Source organism: Bradyrhizobium sp. 179 (genome assembly GCF_023073535.1).
In the GTDB taxonomy this organism is placed as follows: Bacteria; Pseudomonadota; Alphaproteobacteria; order Rhizobiales; family Xanthobacteraceae; genus Bradyrhizobium.
This window is the reverse complement of the sequence record NZ_JADPJR010000130.1, coordinates 147,425-165,071: the sequence shown is the minus strand read 5'-3', so window position 1 is coordinate 165,071 and position 17,647 is coordinate 147,425. Positions and strand designations below refer to the sequence as shown.

The following is a 17,647-nucleotide window of genomic DNA, read 5'->3' as shown; positions in this document are numbered from 1 at the left end:
TTCGGCCCTTCGGACGCCCGGAAATAACGAAGAGGACCCATGAGCTTCATCACCGGCGTCGGCCTCACACCTTATGGCAAGCACGAAGGTTCATCCTCGCTCGACCTGATGAGCAAGGCTGCGCAAGCTGCGCTCGACGATGCCGGGCTGAAGCGCGCCGAGATCGATGGCATCCTCTGCGGTTACTCCACCGTTTCGCCGCACATTATGCTGGCGACCGTCTTCGCCGAGCATTTTGGCATCCGCCCCGCTTACGCCCACGCCGTCCAGGTTGGCGGCGCCACGGGTCTCGCGATGACGATGCTCGCACATCACCTCGTCGAAGCAGGCCTCGCGCGCCACGTGCTCGTGGTCGCTGGCGAGAACCGCCTTACGGGCCAGAGCCGCGACGCCGCGATCCAGGCGCTGGCGCAGGTCGGCCATCCCGATTACGAGGTGCCGCTTGGCCCGACAATTCCCGCCTATTATGGGCTGGTCGCCACCCGCTACATGCACGAATACAGCGTGACCGAAGAGGATCTCGCCGAGTTCGCGGTGCTGATGCGTAAGCATGCGTGCACCCATCCGGGCGCGCAATTCCATGATCCCATCACGGTCGCCGACGTCATGGCCTCGAAACCGGTGGCGATGCCGCTGAAGCTGCTCGACTGCTGTCCGGTGTCCGACGGCGGCGCTGCATTCATCGTCAGCGGCGAGCGGACCGGGGAGGCGGGCGTGCGCATCCGTGGCTGCGCGCAGGCCCACACCCATCAGCATGTCACGGCCGCACCCGGCCTCAGCGAACTCGGCGCAGAAATATCGATCGCGCGCGCCAAGGAGGCGACGGGCCTTGCGATCTCGGACGTGCGCTACGCCGCCATCTACGACAGCTTTACGATCACGCTCGCGATGCTGCTGGAGGACCTCGGCCTCGCCGGCCGCGGCGAGGCTGCAGCCCGTGTACGATCGGGCCATTTCAACCGCGACGGCGCGATGCCGCTGAACACCCATGGCGGCCTGCTCAGCTACGGCCATTGCGGCGTCGGGGGCGCCATGGCGCATCTGGTCGAGACGCATCTGCAGATGCGGGACGGGCGGCGAATCGGCAGGTGCGCGATGCCTCAATCGCGCTCTTGCACGGCGACGGCGGCGTGCTGTCGTCCCATGTGAGCATGTTCCTGGAGCGGGTGCGATGAGCGAGCGTCTGGGCGACTGGACCAAGGGCGAACAGGCTATCACCTATCAAACCTGCGCCGCCTGCGGCCATGTGCAGTATTTCCACCGCGCCTTCTGCGCCGCCTGCGGCGTGTCCGATCCGCACGAAGAGCGCGCCAGCGGCAAGGGCAGGGTCTACGCGACCTCGCTGGTCTGCCGCGCCGCAACGCCCGAGACGCGCGCGCAGGTGCCCTACAACATCCTGCTGGTCGATTGCGATGAGGGTTTTCGCCTGATGGCGCACGGCGAGGCCGGGCTGGCCATCGGCGATTCCGTCACCGCGAGCTTCAGGCTCTTTGCCGGAAAGCTCGTGCCGTTCTTCACCAAAGAGGCATGAGAGAGTAGCGGGATTCGTCATTCGGGGGCGGTCCAAAGGACCGGGCCTGGAACGGGATTCTGGGCCTGGCGCTGTGCGAGGCGCCACCCCGGAATGACGAAAACTCTAAACCTCCGACTAAAGCGCGATGAGATTAGGATAAATCGTCATCGCGCTTTAGGTTATTGTTTGAGCATGATCTCCGCGCGAACGCCTTCCGCGTTTGTCGCGAGGGAAAACCGCTACACACTTTTCCGGATCATGCTCTAACGCCCGTAGAACAAGATGCTGGCGATGACGAGCATGGCCGTCACCGCCAGCATATGCGCGAGCGCTCCCGAGGCCGCCCCCTTGATGGCTTCCTTCATGCCTTTTTCTCCCTAGACTTGGGCGTGACTCATCGATGTGCGGCTAGCGCACCCGACGGCCAATTGTTTTACTCGGAACACCCCACTTACGAGTATCCGCCGCGATCTGTCCCCACGCGGCGAATATCGACTGTGTCAAGGTCGATCAGCAATGCGGCGGCAATTTGACTCGATGATGTTGCTCCTGCGTCAGCGCAAGAATAGAGTTTCGGGGAGCTCTCGCCGGCAACGACAAAAAGCATCAAAATCTCCGAGAAGACTTCAGGAAAATCATGGCCCGCATCAATTACAGCGACCCGTCGAAGGCCTCCGACCGCACCCGCGAAATCCTCGACAAGAACCGCAACGCCAACATTTTCCTCATGATGGCGCACTCGCCGAGCTATTTCGAGCAGTATTGCCGCTTGGGAGGCGCCATCCGCCACAAGGGTGAGCTCGATCCGGTGGTGCGCGAGCTTGCAATCACACGCACCGGTATTCTGTGCGAGGCGCCGTACGAGATCGTCGCGCACAAGCGCATCGGCAAGAATGTCGGGGTCACCGACGAGCAGAACGAGGCGCTTGAGAATTGGCAAGCCGCGAGTTGCTTCAACGAGGTGCAGCGCGCCGCGCTCGCGTTCACGGACGAGATCGTGAAGTTGAACAAACCCGCGGACGCGACCTTCAAGGCGATCGCGTCGAAGCTGACGCCGGCCGCGCTGATCGAGCTCCAGCTCTCGGTCGGCTTCTACATCATGACGTCAAAGTTTTTGGAGACCTTCGAGATCGATCTTCAGCCGGTCACGGAAGTGGTGGGCTGATTCTTAGGAGCGGCGAGGGATGCCGATGACGATCGATGAATATGCGGCCTGGGCCGCGCGCATTGGGAAAGTCGAAGAGCATCCGTCCAACGAGCGGCTGTCCTATCTCGGCCTTGGCCTTGCCGGCGAAGCCGGCGAGGTCGCCGATCACATCAAGAAGCTGCTCCGCGACGGCTGGCTGGATCAGGCGGGTCTCGTCGATGAACTCGGCGATGTCGTCTACTACTGGGCGTGCCTGTGTGCGGCCACTGGCCAGCAGCCATCCGACGTGCTCAAGGCGAGCGCAGCCAGGATCAACCGGCGCCTAAGCGAGGCCGCGAGCCGCTGAGCCGGTTCGGATCACCTCTCCCGGTCGCGGAGAGGCGAAGAACCTCGCCCAGCGCTACGTCGATGTCAAAATATCCACCTTCGCGTTCGCCACGATCAGACGGTCGGCCAATAGCTGCGCCAGATTGCGCATGATGCGCTCGCTGGCGCGCGGGTGCTGCTCGCGGAAGCGCTCGAAATCCTTCAAGGCCACTTCGAACGCGGTCGCCGCCATGTCGGCGAATACGTCGGCGGACCGCGTTGGTTCCAGCAGCGCCATCTCGCCAAAGGCCATGCCTGCGGTGAGCGTTGCCAGCCTGACACCATCGGGCAGCGTGACGTGCACCGCGCCGCTGCGCAGGAAGAACACGGCATCGGCGGGATCGCCGGTTTTGACGATTTTGGCGCCGGACGGATAACTCCTGACGGTGCAGATTGCGGCGAGATCGCTCAGCTCGTCCTCGCTCAGCCCCGCGAGCAGCGGTTGCTCGGTAAGCTCGGTGGTCTCGTGGAAGTCGATCGAGCCGCCATAGCGGTAGACGATCTGGTCTTCGGCCCATTCGATCGCGGTGTCGAGCAGGTAGAAGTCGCGGACGTTCTTCAGCTCCGCCGTCCATTCCCGCAAGCTGTCCCATTCCTTGGAGGCGCGCCTGACGCCCGACAGCACCACCGTGACGTTGAGTGCGGCGAGCTCTTCGAACGCTTCGGCGATTAGCCGCGCTCCGGCGCGCGTGGTGGAGGTGACGCGGTGCAGATCGAAGATCACGAATTGCGGCCGCGGACGGCCTGCAAGCCGGCGCGAGACGTAGTCGACGGCCGACAGCGACAGCGTTCCGACCAGCTCGATGACCCGCACCTCCTGCTCATGCGCGGAAAGAATCTCGCGCTCCTGGGGCCGGCGCACGCGTCGCGACGGGCTCCTGCCGATATCGTAATCGGCGATGACGGCGTTGCGCGCGTCGTCGCTGCGGTTGAGCATGTGCAGATCGTAATGCGAGGACAGCGCCTCGCAAACCTTGATGCCGCGCACGCTGTTGCCGTGCTTGTCGAGCTTGGGCGAATAGCTGCCGAGGCCGAGCCGGGCAGGGAGTGCGGCGAGGATGCCGCCGCCGACACCGCTTTTGGCGGGAATGCCGATCCGGTAGATCCATTCGCCGGCATAATCGTACATGCCCGAGGAGGTCATCACGGAGAGCGTGCGCGAGATCGCGTAGGACGTCAGCACCTGCTCGCCGGTGACCGGATTGATGCCGCGATTGGCGAGCGTGGCCGCCATCACCGCGATGTCGCGCGCCGTGACCAGCACGGCGCATTGCCGGAAATAGACGTCGAGCACGGCCGCGACGTCGTCGGAGATCACGGCGTTGGTCTTGAGGAGATAGCCGATGGCCCGGTTGCGGTCGCCGGTCTGGCTTTCCGAAGCATAGACGGCCTCATCGACGGCGAGATCGCGTCCGGCGAAACGGCTGAGCGCAAGGCGGATCTGCTCGAAAGCGGCCGCGCCCCTGCTGTCGTGGATAAGCCCCGTGCAGGCGATTGCGCCGGCATTGACCATCGGGTTGAAGGGATGGTTCTCCGAATTGAGCCGGATCGAGTTGAAGGGATCGCCGGAAGGTTCGACACCGATCGCGCTTTCGACCTTGCCTGCTCCCAAAAGGTCCAGCGCCAGCGCGAACACGAACGGTTTTGACATCGACTGGATGGTGAAGGGCATTCGGCTGTCGCCGACTTCGTAGACATGCCCGTCCAGGGTCGCAAGGCTGATGCCGAAATGGGCAGGGTCGGCCTTGCTCAGCTCGGGGATGTAGTCGGCAACGCTGCCCGAGGTCTCGGCAGAGAATTCGTTGAGGCAATTGTCCAGAAACCGCAGCAAGGGCGGTTTCGAGCGGGTCCAGGCGGAGGCGGCGGACGAGTGCGGCTTCATCGCCTCACTTGTGCAACGCAATCAGGGCGCGCGCAACCCGTCCGGCACGATGGTGTGCCGGCGAACCAGGAGAAGCGCGAGCAAAGTCGTGGGCACGAGGATCGCAAGACCAAGCAGCGTCACCTGCATCTGCGACAGCGGCATGATCCCGCCGCCGGGAGTCGCGACCACGAACCCGCCGATCACGAGCAGCATGCGAATCGGCCATTCCAGCGCGCCGGCACCGCGGAGGTCGCCGACGAAAGGCTGGTAGCCCTGGATGCCGCCGCAGATGAACAGCGTGCCGAACGCGGCAAGCCCCATCAGGCCGAGGCCGGCGAGGTACGGGCTCGGCCCTTGCAGCACCAGCACCGGATTGAGCACGAAGAAGAACGGCAGAAAATAGATGATGCTGCCGACCCACATGGATTCCCACCCGGTCTTCATCGCCGGCGAGCCGGCAATGCCGGCGGCCGCGAACGAGGCGATGGCGACCGGCGGCGTGATCGACGACAGCATGCCCCAATAGAAGATGAACATGTGTACGGCCATGCGATTGAGCCCGAGCTTCTCCAGCGCGGGCGCGACCAGGATGGCGAGGAAGATGTAGCAGGCCGTCGTCGTCAGGCCGAGGCCGAGGATCAGGCTGGTCAGCGCGCACATGCCGAGCAGCAGGAAGGCATTGTCGCCGGCAATGTGCAGGAGGTCGTTGGCAAGGCTCGACACCACGCCGGTCATCGAGAACGCGCCGATCAGCAGGCCGCAGCCGGCGAGAATGCCGACCAGCTCGACGAAGGTGCGGCCGTTGATCTCGAGGAACTTGCTGATGGTCGCAAACGTCCAGCGCGTGTCCTTGGAGAAGAACTGGTTGAGCACCAGCAGTAGCGGGGTAGCGTAAAACGGCGCGTGGCTCTCGCGCTTGAAGTAGAGCAGCATCACGACCAAAAGTGCGATGACGAAGACGTAGTACCAGCCGTCCTTGATCGTATCCATAATGCGGGGCAGCTCGGCGCGCGGAATCCCCTTCAGGCCGTGGCGCCCCGCGTAGGCGTCGACCTGCATGAACAGGCCGATGTAGTAGAGCGTCGCCGGAATGATCGCGGCGACCGCGACATCGGCGTAGCTGACATTGAGGAACTGCGCGATCACGAAAGCGGTCGCGCCCATTACCGGCGGCGCCAGCACCGCGCCGGTCGAGGCGCAGGCCTCGATCGCACCGGCATAGGACGCGCGAAAACCGCTCTTCTTCATGACAGGAATGGTCATGGTGCCGGCGGTGAGCACGTTGGAGATGATCGAGCCCGACATCATGCCGAGCAGGCCGCTGGCAAAGATGCAGACTTTCGCCGCGCCGCCGCGGAAGGTGCCGCACAGTGCGAAGGCGAGGTTGATGAAGAATTTTCCTGCTCCCGTCATCATCAGCGCGGTGCCGAACACGAGGAAGCCGATCACGGTGTCGGCGAAAGCCTGAATGGGAATGCCGAGCAGGCTCTCGCCGGAGAGCACGTGGTAGGCGGTTGCTTGCTCGAGCGTCGATTGGGTGCCGCGGAACGGGCCGAGCCAGGCGGCCTCGGCGAACAGCGGATAGACGGTGAAGGGCAGGACGCTCAGCAGCAGGCTCCAGCCGCCGGTGCGGCGCAGCGCCTCCATCAGCATCACCCACATCACGAGGCCCGCCGCGATCACGCCGTTGGGCGCCCCACCGAACTCCCAGCCGGCCTCCGCCGCCTTGCGCACATTCGACATTAGCATCAGCGCCGCCGCGAAGGTCGCGACGAACAGGACGAGGTCGTACCAGGGAATCCGGTCGAGCGGCGCGCGTTCAGTCCCAGGGAAGATCAGGAAGGTGAACGGCAGCATCAACCCTATCAGAAGATAAAAGTATTCGGTGTTGAGCTGGGTATAGCCGACGAAGAAGCGCAGCGAGAATTGCTGGTTGATGCAGAGCAGGATGGTTGCCGCCGTCGCGACTACTAACGTCCAGCGCCAGGCGCCGCGCAACGTGCGCACGCGCGTGACCTCCGCCTCCTGCATGTTGCCGGCAGCGCCGTGCGGATCGTCGAACACGATCCGCTTGGCCTCGTCCTGCGGGCCGGTGGAGACTGAAGTAGAAGACATGATCCTGTTCTAATCCTCGAACCCGTTCGGCATGTCGGCCTTGGCGAGCGCAGCGGCGCGGGCCTTCATCCAGCCGTCGAGGAACGCCTTGTCATCCGATGGCGGATTGGATTTGCCGTACTCCGCCCACGCTGCGCCAAGCACCTCTTGCCGCTTGATCAGCTTGTTGTTGTGCGTTTCCTGCGCGTCGGTCCACTGTCCGGCTTCCTTCAGCGCCTTCACCGCGCCGGGATGCACCGGCACCACCCAGTTCTTGGTTTGCCGGTCGGCGGCAAGCCCGCCGGCGCCGGGCGCGGAATCCTTGTAGACGTCGTAGTTCACGATCATCGCCTTCGTGATCGCATAGACCTGATCGGCCGGTTGCGAGGCATAGGCGACGAAGATCGGGTAGGGATAGTTGCCGAGCTCGACCGGCTTGTCCGGCGAGATGCCGGCGCCGCAGGTCGCAAGCTGCGGGAAGAAGAACGAGCCGACCTTCTGCATCCGCGCCCAGCCCTCCTTGTCCTTGGCGGGGAGCGGCGGCCAGATCAGCCCGCGCGGTGAAGTCTCGGCTTCCTTGGCAGGACCGGTGATGGTGGTGCCGAAAGCAGCATCGACGTCGTTGTTGATCAGGCCTTTCCACATCGCGCCGTAGCTGGCGAACTCGACCACCTTGACATCCTTCTGCGTCAGCCCTGCGAAGGCGAGCACTGCGAGCGAGTTCTGATTCAGCGCCGGCGAGCCGACGACGAAGCCGACACGCTTGCCCCTGAGATCTTTCAGCTCCTTCACGCCGGTGTCGGCGGCGACGCCGAGCGAGCCGCAATTGCAGTCGACGGTTGAGAGCAGGATCTGGAGCGGCTGCGGTCCCCATTCCTTCGATCCGAACTCGAATACGCCTTCCTGCGCGAAATAGGTGCCAGATCCCATCGCCGCGGAGGCCGCACGCTTGGCGCGGAGCGGCGCGAGGCGGGCGACGTCGTTGCCGGCGGGGAGCACGCGCACGTCGGTGCCGTATTTGTCCTTCATCATCTTGCCGACGCCGACTGCGATGTTGAAGCCGGCGGTGCCGGTGTCATAGGCGGTGAACGTCAATGTCGCCGGCAGCTTGATGTCCTCGGCGAACGCGTAGCGTGTAGACGCAAAAGAAATGCCCGCCACCAAGGCAGGCGCGAGCACGAGCAGCCCACGAAGCATGTTTCCCTCCATCATCCTCGCGTTTGCCGCGAAGAACTTTTTGCTTGAATCGGATCATGTCACCGGGATCGGGCGATGGCAACGCCGTCTCGCGAATGCCGCAATGCGACTGACAGATTGTCGCGGAAATGACGGCCCCATGCACTCAGCTTGCGACGATCGCGATCGCTTGTCCCTCGGCAACGACGTCGTCGAGCTTCACCAACAGTGATGTGATCGTGCCGCTCGCGGGCGATGGCACCGGTATTTCCATTTTCATGGCTTCGACGACCACAACGTCATCGCCATCCGCGACGGTTCCTCCAACTTGCACGGGAGTCGCGCAGATACGGCCCGCGACTTCGGTAACGATTTTAATTTCTGGCATGCCATCGCCTTTTTGTTGTCGTCGCAAAATGCCTGAGGTAGCGTCGTCTGCAAGTGGAATTTAATTCCGCAGAGCGGAACAAACGGTAGGGATCATGGGACGACGTTCGGAGCGGTTGAGTAGGCAAGGTGCGCTCGCCGGCGATGCCGGTGAGGGTGATGTCATCCAGGTGGTATCGCGCGCGTTCGACGTGCTGCGATGCTTCGAGGGCCACGATAGCAGGCTCGGCAATCTCGAGATTTCAAATCGCTGCGGTCTGCCGCGCTCGACGGTGTCGCGGCTCACGCACACGCTGACCCGCATGGGCCAGCTTGTGTATCTGCCGCGCGACCAGAAATATCGCATCGGCCCGAGCGCGGTGGCGATGAGCGCTTCGATGATGAAGGGCGCGCAGCTGCGCAGCATGATCCGCCAGCGGCTTCAGGAAGTCGCCGAGCAGGTTCCGGGCACGGTCGGCTTCGTCGTTCCCGATCGTTTCCATCTTGTTTATCTTCAGTTCGCGCGCTCAGCGACCGCACTCGGCCTGCACGAGGGCACCGGCAGCCGCATCTCGATGGCTTCGACCGCCGCGGGCGCGGCCTACACCGCGGCGCTGGCGCCCGAGATGGGCGACGCCTTCATTGCGGACATGGAGCGGGAAGCGCCCGAGGCTGCGAAGATTCTCAAACCCCGCATCGAGGCCAACCGGCAATCGCTGCGCGAGCGCGGCTATGTCGTGGCCTGCGGCCTCTGGAGCCCGCACATCAACGGACTCGCTGTGCCGATCTGGTCGCCGCAGTATCAGACCTTCGTGGTCGTCACGATCGGTCTTTTGGCCGCAATGTATGACGAGCAGCGGCTTCATGACGAAGTCGCCCCGTTGATGCTCGCGCTCGGCCGCTCGCTCGGCAGCCTGATGGAGGGCGCGGAGGGCGACGCCTTTAACAACCGTATCTCGCGTAGACCGGTCGCCATGGCCGTGCATAACAACAACAAGCCGATCAACTCGGAGGGAGTGAATGAACTGGAAGCCGGAACTCGACGAGCTAGCCCGGCGCGAAGCCTTCGCGCGGGAGATGGGCGGCGTTGACAAGGTCAAGCGACAGCATGACCAGGGCCGGCTGACTGTTCGGGAGCGAATCGGCGGACTGATCGACAAAGGCAGCTTTCACGAAATCGGTGCGGTCTCCGGCATCGGTGAGTACGATTCCAGCGGCGAGTTGCAGAAGCTGACGCCGGCGAACTGCGTGTTCGGTCGCGCACGCGTCGACGGCCGCACCGTGGTCGTGGTCGGCGACGATTTCACGGTGCGCGGCGGCTCGGCGGACGCGTCGATCTCGGCCAAGCCGCTGATGGCGGAGGAAATGGCGCACGACTTCCGGCTGCCCATCATCCGCATCATCGAAGGCTCCGGCGGCGGCGGCTCGGTCAAGACCATCGAGACCAAGGGCGCGGCCAATCTGCCGGGCGGCATCGGTGGCACGCGGTGGTATCGCTTCACGACGGAGAATTTGTCGCGCGTACCGGTCGTCGCGCTCGGCCTCGGGTCGGTCGCGGGGCTCGGTGCTGCGCGTCTTGCCGCCAGCCACTATTCCATCATGACCCGAAAGTCCGCGATGTTCGTTGCGGGCCCACCGGTGGTGAAGGCGCTGGGGCAGGACCTCTCGAAGGAAGAACTTGGCGGCGCCGACATCCAGACCCGCGCCGGTGCGGTCGATCATGCGGTCGAGACCGAGGAGGAGGCGTTTGCCTGCGCGCGGCGTTTCCTGTCCTATCTGCCGTCCTCGGTGTACGAACTGCCGCCGACCTTGCCGTGCACCGACGATCCGGAACGCGCCGAGGAAGCGCTGCTGAGCGCGGTGCCGCGCAACCGCAAGCAGGTCTATAAGATGCGCCCGATCATCGACGCCGTGGTCGACAAGGGCTCGTTCTTCGAGGTCGCAAAGAATTTCGGTAAGCCTGTTATCGTCGGTCTTGCCCGGCTCGAGGGCAGGGCGGTGCTGCTGCTCGCCAGCGACAGTTTTCACTATGGCGGCTCCTGGACGGCGGATGCCTGCCAGAAGGTGGCGCGCTGGGTCGACTTCGCCGAGACCTTCCACCTGCCGATCGTCTATCTCATGGACTGCCCGGGCTTCATGATCGGCCTCGACGCCGAGAAGGCGGCCACCATCCGCCACGGCGTCCGCGCCATGGCCGCAGTCAACCAGACCACCGTGCCCTGGTGCACAATGATCCTGCGCAACGCCTTCGGCGTGGCCGGCGTCGTGCATCAGCCCGCCGATCGTTTCTCGATCCGCTACGCCTGGCCGTCCGCCTATTGGGGTTCGCTCCCGCTCGAGGGCGGCATCGAAGCCGCCTACCGCGCCGATATCGACGCGGCCGAGGACCAGGCCGGGAAGCTGAAGGAGATCGAGGCGCGCCTCAACAAACTGCGTTCGCCGTTCCGCTCTGCCGAAAAATTCTGGGTCGAGGAGATCATCGATCCCAGAAAGACGCGGTCGCTGCTGTGCGAGTTCGCGCGCCTCGCCGAGCCGCTGCGCAAGCCAGGGCCGCCGGAGAACTTTTCGATCAGGCCGTGATGTTCAGCCATCATCGCGAGTGCGCGACAACCTTGTCGCGGCAGCCATGGCGTGACCTCAAAACAAGACGCGCTACGCTTCCGGGCAAGAACGAGAGGACGCGCCAATCGTGTATGACTTCATTATGGGGCGCGGCGGCTCGGCGGGGTCCGTGCTGGCCCACCGGCTCTCTGCCGCGTCAAGGGTGTGCAGGGCAGCTATGATGCAGTGAGCGGCAGGGTGCGCACCGGATGTTGGCCAATCAAGTGCCTCCGCAACGCTCCAGTTCCGGACTGCACTTGGTTGCATGCCGTAAGCTTGACCTGCTGAGCGGGCATTCGTGCGCTGCGAGTTAATTATCTCAGTCGCTACGTTTAGGCGACGACGATTGCAGGTTGTGTCGCGCAATGCGGCCGTTTTTAGCCGCTCTTTTGGCCCATTTCAGCCAAACTGTTATTGGTTTCTCGTTGTCCGGGGCAGGGTCTCTCATTTGGAGTCCTGCAATGTTCAAGCGAGTATTTTCTGCGTGCGTCTTCCTTGTTCTAGGTTCTGTCGCTTCGGAAGCCCGGCCTTATCGCATTCATCAAGCCGCTGAATGCAATGTCACCATGCCCTGCGACTTCTCGTATTCGAGAACGCGAAACGAGCGGACTTCCAGGTCCTCACTGACTTCCAGATCTTCACTCATTTCCAGGTCTTCTCTACAAGCCTACCGCTCGACGCAACTGACAGTGACTGATGCAGAGGGTGCCGCCACGGCGACCGTCTCCGGTGTATCCGGCGCGCACATTATCGGTGGCCGTCCGGCCGGTTGCCCTTCGTCCTTCTGCGGCTGCGGCGCGGCTCTGCGCGTGTTCGGCCGTATCGTGCCGGAATTGAATCTTGCGGCCAATTGGCTGCGCTTTCCGCGGACATCGCCCGCACCAGGAATGGTTGCTGCACGACGAGGACACGTTTTCGTTCTGGAGCAGCACCTCGGGGGCGACGTCTGGATGGCCTATGACGCCAACTCGGGCGGGCACGCGACGCGGATCCATGCGCGTTCATTGCGAGGGTACACGATCGTCAACCCGCGCGGCGGTTCGATGGCTTGAGGACGCGCACACTACACTCACAAGATCGTGGACGGGGCGCGCCACCTTTGCGACCCGCCCATGCTGGACCAATGATTGGCGCCGGGCGCAGCGTCGATCACAGCCGCAACACCTTGCCGGGATTCATGATGTTCTGCGGATCGAGCGCGCGCTTGATAGTGCGCATGATGTCGAGCTCGGTCTTCGAGCGATAGTGACTGAGCTCGTCGAGCTTGTCGACGCCGATGCCGTGCTCCGCCGAGATCGAACCGCCCATGGAGGTGATGAGATCGTTCACGGCCCGCGTGATGGCGCCCTTGTATTGGGTCAGCGTCTGCTGATCCATGCCGAGCGGACCCATAAATGAAAAATGTAGATTGCCATCGCCGATGTGTCCGAGCGGATAGGGGCGGATGGTCGGGAGAATGCCGAGCACGGCCTTGAGCCCCAGATCGATGAACTCGGGAATTCTGGAGATCGCAACGGACACGTCGTAACTCAGTCCCGGTCCCTCGGCCCGGGAGGCCTCGGCGACACCCTCGCGGATGCGCCACATGTTGCGCGATTGGCTGATCGTGTGCGCGATCGCTGCATCGCGCACGCGACCGACCTCGAGCTGATCGGCGAGAAACTGCTCCATCTTCTCGGACATGCCCTCGGTCCCGTCCCGGCGTGGGCGCGCGGATGACCATTCGATCAGGAGGTACCATGACGTATCTGCCTTGAGCGGATCCTGAGTGCCGGGGATATGGCGCAGCACCATGTCTATGGCGGCGCGGCTCATCAACTCGCAGGAGCCGACATTGTCCTCGGACGCCGCGTGCGCTTCGGATAGGATTTCCAGGGCCGCGCGCGGATCGCGGATCGCCAGCCACGCGGTGCAGACGTCCTTCGGGGCGGGCCATAGCTTGAGCACGGCCTTGGTGATGATCCCCAGCGTGCCTTCGGCGCCCATGAACAGATGCTTGAGGTCGTAACCCGTGTTGTCCTTCTTGAGCGCACGCAGTCCGTCCCAGACCTCGCCATTGGCCAGCACGACTTCGAGCCCCAGCACGAGATTGCGGGCGTTGCCATAGCGCAGCACCTGCACGCCGCCGGCATTGGTCGACAGATTGCCGCCGATCATGCACGAGCCCTGGGCACCGAGGCTGAGCGGCAGGAACCTGTCGTGTGCGCTTGCTGTCTCCTGAAGCGTCTGCAGCACGCAGCCGGCCTCGACAGTCATCGAATAGCCGACGGGATCGACCTCCAGAATGCGGTTCATGCGGCCGAGCGACAACACGATGCCGGTGTGCATCGGCCAGGGCGTGGCCCCGCCCATTAGGCCGGAGTTGCCGCCTTGCGGCACGATCGCGACGCCGTGCTCGTGGCAAAGCCGGACCACCCTGGAGACTTCCTCGGTGCTGCCGGGACGAACGATGGCACCGGCACCGCCGACCAGCAATCCCCGCCAATCCGTCACGAACGGCTGCATGCCGTGCTCGTCCTCGATCAGGCCCTTCTCGCCGACGATCACGCGCAACGCATCGCGCATCTCGGTGGTCAAAGGAGTGGCTGGAATCACGGGTGGGGACGACGGGAAGGCAGCCGGCATGTGTTTCCTCTGGTGCATCTTTGGTGTGCACTGTGCACGTGACGTGCTGGGGTATTGTCCACGTTTGTGCCCGGGAGTCTAATGGGAATATGGCTCAAAGTCCGCGGGAGGCTTGGCGTCACTGCCAGCGCAGCGAAGCCGCGAGATCGCCTGTTACCGCGCGGCGTGTCGCCTCGGCAATGCCGCGGTGTTCGGCGTCACCACCCGATCAGGTACTAGGCCATCGCCGCTTGCGGCCTCGGCTTGGGCTGCCGCGACAGCGCCAACACCATCAGGGCAGCGAACACGCAGAGCGCGCCGGCGATGAAGAACGCAGGCAAATAGCTCTGGTACACCGTCCGCGAGAAACCGGCGCCGAAGGCAGCGGTGCCGGCGCCGAGTTGATGGCCGGCAAAGATCCAGCCGAACACGAGGTTGGCGCGCTCGGGCCCGAACTTCTGCGCGGTGAGCCGTACGGTCGGCGGAACCGTGGCGATCCAGTCGAGCCCGTAGAACATCGCGAAAATCGACAAGCCGTAGAACGAGAAATCGCTAAAGGGCAGGAAGATCAGCGACAGCCCGCGCAGGCCGTAATACCAGAACAAGAGCCAGCGATTGTCGTAGCGGTCCGACAGCCAGCCCGACATGATGGTGCCGAAGAAATCGAAGATGCCCATTGCCGCAAGCAGGCTTGCCGCCTGCACCTGCGGGATGCCGAAATCGAGGCACATCGGGATCAGGTGCACCTGGACGAGGCCATTGGTTGAGGCGCCGCAGACGAAGAAGGTCGCAAACAGGATCCAGAACGCAGTCGACTTCGAGGCGTCGCGCAGCGTGCCGAGCGCAACGCCGGTGATCGAGCCGTGACTGGCCGGCGGAGCGGGCAGCGGCGCGGTCTCTTCGTCGCCGAACGGGCGCAGGCCGACATCGCTCGGCCGGTCACGCATCGCGAGCAGGACTGCCAGCGCCGAGACGCCGAGCATGATGCAGACGAAGCCGAGTGCGAGACGCCAGCCGAACCGTTCGGTGAGGCTTGCGAGCAGCGGCAGGAATACGAGCTGACCCGTGGCGACGCTCGCCGTCATGATGCCGACGACGAGGCCGCGTCTTGCTGCGAACCAGCGCGTGGCGATGGTGGCGCCTAACACCAAGGCGGTCATGCCGGTGCCGATGCCGATCACCACGCCCCAGAGGGCGACGAGCTGCCAGACCTCGGTCATGCCGAGCGAGAGCACGAGCGCCGAAACGACGATCAGCTGCGCGGCGAGCGTGACGTTGCGCAGGCCGTAGCGGTTGAGCAGGGCAGCGGCGAATGGTGCCATCAGCCCGAACAGGATGAAACGGATCGACAGCGCGGAGGAGATCTCGGCCGTGCTCCAGCCGAACTCCTTTTGCAGGGGAACGATGAAAACGCCGGGTGCACCGACCGTGCCGGCGCTGATCAGCGCGGCGAGGAAGGTCACGCCGACCATCACCCAGCCGTAGTGAATGTTGCGGCGGGAAAGTGCTGCCGCGAGCCAGTTCGAGATCATTGGGCCTCAACGTTGACGGGCGGTCGCAAGAGACCGGCGTCAGTTCGAGGATGGCACGGACGGCTTCTGTCGCAAATGACAGAGTTCCCTCGTTTTCAGACTTTCTTGCGTCAGTGCGCCAGCCGCTCTACCGCAATCGCCGTGGCCTCGCCGCCGCCGATGCAGAGCGCCGCGACGCCACGCTTGAGGTTCTGCGCCTCCAGCGCATGAAGCAGCGTCACGATCAGCCGCGCGCCGGTCGCGCCGATGGGATGGCCAAGCGCGCAGGCGCCGCCATTGATGTTGAGCTTGTCGCGTGGAATGCCGAGATCGCGCTGCGCTGCCATCGCCACCACGGCGAAGGCCTCATTGATCTCGAACAGATCGACATCGCTTGCGCTCCAACCGACCTTGTCGAGCAACTTGCGGATCGCCGGGATCGGCGCCGTGGTGAACCATTGCGGCTCCTGGCTGTGGGTGGCATGGCCCTTGATCTCGGCCAGAACCGGCAGGCCGCTCCGATCGGCGAGCGAGCGCTTGGTCAGCACGAGCGCGGCAGCGCCGTCGGCGTTCGCGGAGGAGGCCGCCGGCGTGATGGTGCCGTTGGCGCGGAACGCCGGCTTCAAGCCGGGGATTTTGGCGGGATCGACCTTCAGCGGATGCTCGTCGTTGGCGATGACGCGGGGACCCGCTTTCTCGGTGAGCGTGACCGGCGCGATCTCGGCCTTGAACGCGCCGCCTTCGACCGCCTTGCGCGCGCGACTTAGTGTCTCCATCGCATAGGCGTCCTGGTCCTTGCGCGTGAACTGATAGGCTTCCGCGGTCGCCTCGCCGAAATCGCCCATGGAGCGGCCGGTCTCGTAGGCGTCCTCCAGCCCGTCCATCATCATGTGGTCGATGATGCGGTCATGGCCGGCGCGGTAGCCGCCGCGCGCCTTGGCCAAAAGATACGGCGCGTTGCTCATGCTCTCCATGCCGCCGGAGACCACGATCTCGGCCGAGCCGGCGCGGATGATGTCGTGCGCCAGCATGGTCGCCTTCATGCCGGAGCCGCAGACCTTGTTGATAGTGGTCGCACCCGTGGCGTCGGGGAGACCTGCTGCACGCGCGGCCTGGCGCGCCGGAGCCTGGCCCTGACCGGCTGGCAGCACGCAGCCCATGAACACCTCGTCGACTTTCTCCGGCGCGAGTTTTGCGCGCTCCAACGCCGCGCCGATTACGTGCGATCCGAGCTTTTGCGCGGGGAGCGGCGACAATTCGCCCATGAAGCGGCCGAGCGGGGTGCGGGCGGCGGAGACGATGACGACGGGATCGGCAGCTTCGGCCATGACAAACTCCCTGTGGGGATAAGTAAGATTATGCTCATCATATGATGCGGCGCAAAAAAAGCAACCGCGCCAGGGATGAGAAAATGTCGTCGTTCGGATGAGATTTAGTCGTTCGATTCGAGGAGGTGCTTCTTCGAGGCACATTGTCATCACCCGCGAAGGCGGGTGATCGAGTATTCCAGAGGCCGTCGTGGGATACGGAGAGGCCTCGGCGTCCTGGATGCCCCTCAAGCCGAGGCATGACATGTTCAGCGTGGCGGCGACTTACTAATCAGAGACGAGTGCGGCGACAGCCCTATCGCTTCCAGTTCACGAACGCCTGCATCAGCCGCCTCGGCTCGTCGGTCAGGAACGACTCGCCGAACACCTCGACACTGAGATTGACCGACTCCGTCAGCGGCAATTCCTCCCATTGCCGCAGCAGCGCCTTCTGCGATCGCAGCGCCTCGGGGCCGCATTCGAGCAACGCCTGCACGACGCGCTCGACCTCGGCATCCAACCCGCCTTGCGGCGCGACCTTGTCGACCAATCCCCACGCGAGCGCCGTCGGAGCGTCGATGTTCTCCGCCGTCATCACCAGCCAGCGCGCGCGGGCCCAGCCGACCAGGCGCGGCAGCAGCGCGGCATGGATCACCGAGGGGATACCGACGCGCACCTCCGGCATGCCGAAATGCGCATCATGGGCGGCGATGCGGAAGTCGCAGGCGGCGGCAACCTCGAGGCCGCCGCCGAGGCACCAGCCGGGCATGCGCGCGATCACGGGAGCCGGGAAGGCGCGCACCGCTTCGCAGAGATCGCGCAGGCGGCTGATGAAGGCTTCGGCCGATCTTTGATCGAGTTTCGCCATCTCCTTGATGTCGGCGCCGCCGATCATGCTCTTTTCGCTCTGGCCGCGCAGCACCACGACGCGGATCGCGTGGTCGGTGGCAAGCCGCTGCAAGCCTTCGCGCACGGCGTCGGTCACGGGCGAGCCGAGGATGTTGAGCGGGCCGGCGTTGCAGATCGCGACATGAACGACGCCGCGCGCATCACGCGTCACGCCGCAATGGTGGTTGAGCATTTCCATGTGGCATCTCG

General features: G+C 64.2%; 14 protein-coding genes and 1 pseudogene. 7 read left to right on the top strand and 8 right to left on the bottom strand.

From position 1 onward, the window contains the following. Positions 1–39: 39 nt before the first annotated feature. The 4 genes and pseudogenes from IVB12_RS29865 (at position 40) to IVB12_RS29850 (ending at position 3,006) form a co-directional block, all read left to right on the top strand. Positions 40–1,175: pseudogene (locus IVB12_RS29865) on the top strand (thiolase family protein). After that, on the top strand, positions 1,172–1,531 hold the full coding sequence (locus tag IVB12_RS29860) for an OB-fold domain-containing protein (RefSeq protein ID WP_247304466.1): 360 nt from the start codon (positions 1,172–1,174) through the stop codon (positions 1,529–1,531). Before IVB12_RS29865 ends, IVB12_RS29860 begins: the two are co-directional and overlap by 4 nt. A 619-nt stretch (positions 1,532–2,150) precedes the next feature. Continuing rightward, a complete protein-coding gene (locus tag IVB12_RS29855; protein ID WP_247304464.1) occupies positions 2,151–2,678 on the top strand; it encodes a carboxymuconolactone decarboxylase family protein in 528 nt (175 codons plus the stop codon). 25 nt (positions 2,679–2,703) lie between these two features. Then, entirely contained in the window at positions 2,704–3,006 is a 303-nt protein-coding gene (locus IVB12_RS29850; protein WP_247276979.1) for a nucleoside triphosphate pyrophosphohydrolase family protein, read from the top strand. Positions 3,007–3,060: 54 nt separating this feature from the next. On the opposite strand, the gene glsA is transcribed toward IVB12_RS29850, so the two are convergent. From glsA to IVB12_RS29830, 4 genes are all read right to left on the bottom strand, one after another. Beyond that, the gene (gene glsA / locus IVB12_RS29845) at positions 3,061–4,908 is read right to left on the bottom strand and encodes a glutaminase A (protein WP_247304462.1); all 1,848 of its coding nucleotides are present in this window, start codon (positions 4,906–4,908) and stop codon (positions 3,061–3,063) included. Positions 4,909–4,929: 21 nt separating this feature from the next. Then, complete coding sequence (locus IVB12_RS29840; RefSeq protein WP_247304459.1) at positions 4,930–7,005, bottom strand: TRAP transporter permease; 2,076 nt, start codon at positions 7,003–7,005, stop codon at positions 4,930–4,932. 9 nt (positions 7,006–7,014) lie between these two features. Then, a complete protein-coding gene (locus IVB12_RS29835; RefSeq protein ID WP_247304457.1) occupies positions 7,015–8,181 on the bottom strand; it encodes a TAXI family TRAP transporter solute-binding subunit in 1,167 nt (388 codons plus the stop codon). Positions 8,182–8,326: 145 nt separating this feature from the next. Further along, positions 8,327–8,548, bottom strand: a complete 222-nt coding sequence (locus IVB12_RS29830; protein ID WP_011086715.1) for a biotin/lipoyl-containing protein — start codon at positions 8,546–8,548, stop codon at positions 8,327–8,329. A gap of 94 nt (positions 8,549–8,642) precedes the next feature. Here IVB12_RS29830 and IVB12_RS29825 point away from each other — a divergent pair, with 94 nt between their 5' ends. From IVB12_RS29825 to IVB12_RS29815, 3 genes are all read left to right on the top strand, one after another. Next, complete coding sequence (locus tag IVB12_RS29825) at positions 8,643–9,617, top strand: helix-turn-helix domain-containing protein (protein ID WP_247304456.1); 975 nt, start codon at positions 8,643–8,645, stop codon at positions 9,615–9,617. Continuing rightward, the gene (locus tag IVB12_RS29820; RefSeq protein WP_247304454.1) at positions 9,547–11,106 is read left to right on the top strand and encodes a carboxyl transferase domain-containing protein; all 1,560 of its coding nucleotides are present in this window, start codon (positions 9,547–9,549) and stop codon (positions 11,104–11,106) included. The genes IVB12_RS29825 and IVB12_RS29820 overlap by 71 nt, the downstream gene beginning before the upstream one ends. Before the next feature lie 482 nt (positions 11,107–11,588). Continuing rightward, a complete protein-coding gene (locus IVB12_RS29815) occupies positions 11,589–12,179 on the top strand; it encodes a hypothetical protein (protein ID WP_247304452.1) in 591 nt (196 codons plus the stop codon). A 97-nt stretch (positions 12,180–12,276) separates the two neighbouring features. On the opposite strand, the gene IVB12_RS29810 is transcribed toward IVB12_RS29815, so the two are convergent. From IVB12_RS29810 to IVB12_RS29795, 4 genes are all read right to left on the bottom strand, one after another. Further along, positions 12,277–13,752: an FAD-binding oxidoreductase gene (locus tag IVB12_RS29810; RefSeq protein ID WP_247304450.1), complete on the bottom strand. Its 1,476-nt coding sequence runs from the start codon at positions 13,750–13,752 to the stop codon at positions 12,277–12,279. 215 nt (positions 13,753–13,967) lie between these two features. Further along, on the bottom strand, positions 13,968–15,263 hold the full coding sequence (locus IVB12_RS29805) for an MFS transporter (RefSeq protein WP_247304447.1): 1,296 nt from the start codon (positions 15,261–15,263) through the stop codon (positions 13,968–13,970). A gap of 110 nt (positions 15,264–15,373) precedes the next feature. Continuing rightward, complete coding sequence (locus IVB12_RS29800) at positions 15,374–16,570, bottom strand: acetyl-CoA C-acyltransferase (RefSeq protein ID WP_247304445.1); 1,197 nt, start codon at positions 16,568–16,570, stop codon at positions 15,374–15,376. Between the two features lie 295 nt (positions 16,571–16,865). Next, positions 16,866–17,636: an enoyl-CoA hydratase gene (locus IVB12_RS29795; protein WP_247304444.1), complete on the bottom strand. Its 771-nt coding sequence runs from the start codon at positions 17,634–17,636 to the stop codon at positions 16,866–16,868. Between the last annotated feature and the right edge of the window lie 11 nt (positions 17,637–17,647).

What these genes read in the sequence shown, in the direction of transcription:
- IVB12_RS29800 (WP_247304445.1), bottom strand. Translation starts at nt 16,570, where the DNA reads ATGGCCGAAGCTGCCGATCCCGTCGTCATCGTCTCCGCCGCCCGCACC.
- glsA (WP_247304462.1), bottom strand. Translation starts at nt 4,908, where the DNA reads ATGAAGCCGCACTCGTCCGCCGCCTCCGCCTGGACCCGCTCGAAACCG.
- IVB12_RS29855 (WP_247304464.1), top strand. Translation starts at nt 2,151, where the DNA reads ATGGCCCGCATCAATTACAGCGACCCGTCGAAGGCCTCCGACCGCACC.
- IVB12_RS29840 (WP_247304459.1), bottom strand. Translation starts at nt 7,005, where the DNA reads ATGTCTTCTACTTCAGTCTCCACCGGCCCGCAGGACGAGGCCAAGCGG.
- IVB12_RS29810 (WP_247304450.1), bottom strand. Translation starts at nt 13,752, where the DNA reads ATGCCGGCTGCCTTCCCGTCGTCCCCACCCGTGATTCCAGCCACTCCT.
- IVB12_RS29860 (WP_247304466.1), top strand. Translation starts at nt 1,172, where the DNA reads ATGAGCGAGCGTCTGGGCGACTGGACCAAGGGCGAACAGGCTATCACC.
- IVB12_RS29830 (WP_011086715.1), bottom strand. Translation starts at nt 8,548, where the DNA reads ATGCCAGAAATTAAAATCGTTACCGAAGTCGCGGGCCGTATCTGCGCG.
- IVB12_RS29825 (WP_247304456.1), top strand. Translation starts at nt 8,643, where the DNA reads ATGGGACGACGTTCGGAGCGGTTGAGTAGGCAAGGTGCGCTCGCCGGC.
- IVB12_RS29815 (WP_247304452.1), top strand. Translation starts at nt 11,589, where the DNA reads ATGTTCAAGCGAGTATTTTCTGCGTGCGTCTTCCTTGTTCTAGGTTCT.
- IVB12_RS29795 (WP_247304444.1), bottom strand. Translation starts at nt 17,636, where the DNA reads ATGGAAATGCTCAACCACCATTGCGGCGTGACGCGTGATGCGCGCGGC.
- IVB12_RS29835 (WP_247304457.1), bottom strand. Translation starts at nt 8,181, where the DNA reads ATGCTTCGTGGGCTGCTCGTGCTCGCGCCTGCCTTGGTGGCGGGCATT.
- IVB12_RS29850 (WP_247276979.1), top strand. Translation starts at nt 2,704, where the DNA reads ATGACGATCGATGAATATGCGGCCTGGGCCGCGCGCATTGGGAAAGTC.
- IVB12_RS29805 (WP_247304447.1), bottom strand. Translation starts at nt 15,263, where the DNA reads ATGATCTCGAACTGGCTCGCGGCAGCACTTTCCCGCCGCAACATTCAC.
- IVB12_RS29820 (WP_247304454.1), top strand. Translation starts at nt 9,547, where the DNA reads ATGAACTGGAAGCCGGAACTCGACGAGCTAGCCCGGCGCGAAGCCTTC.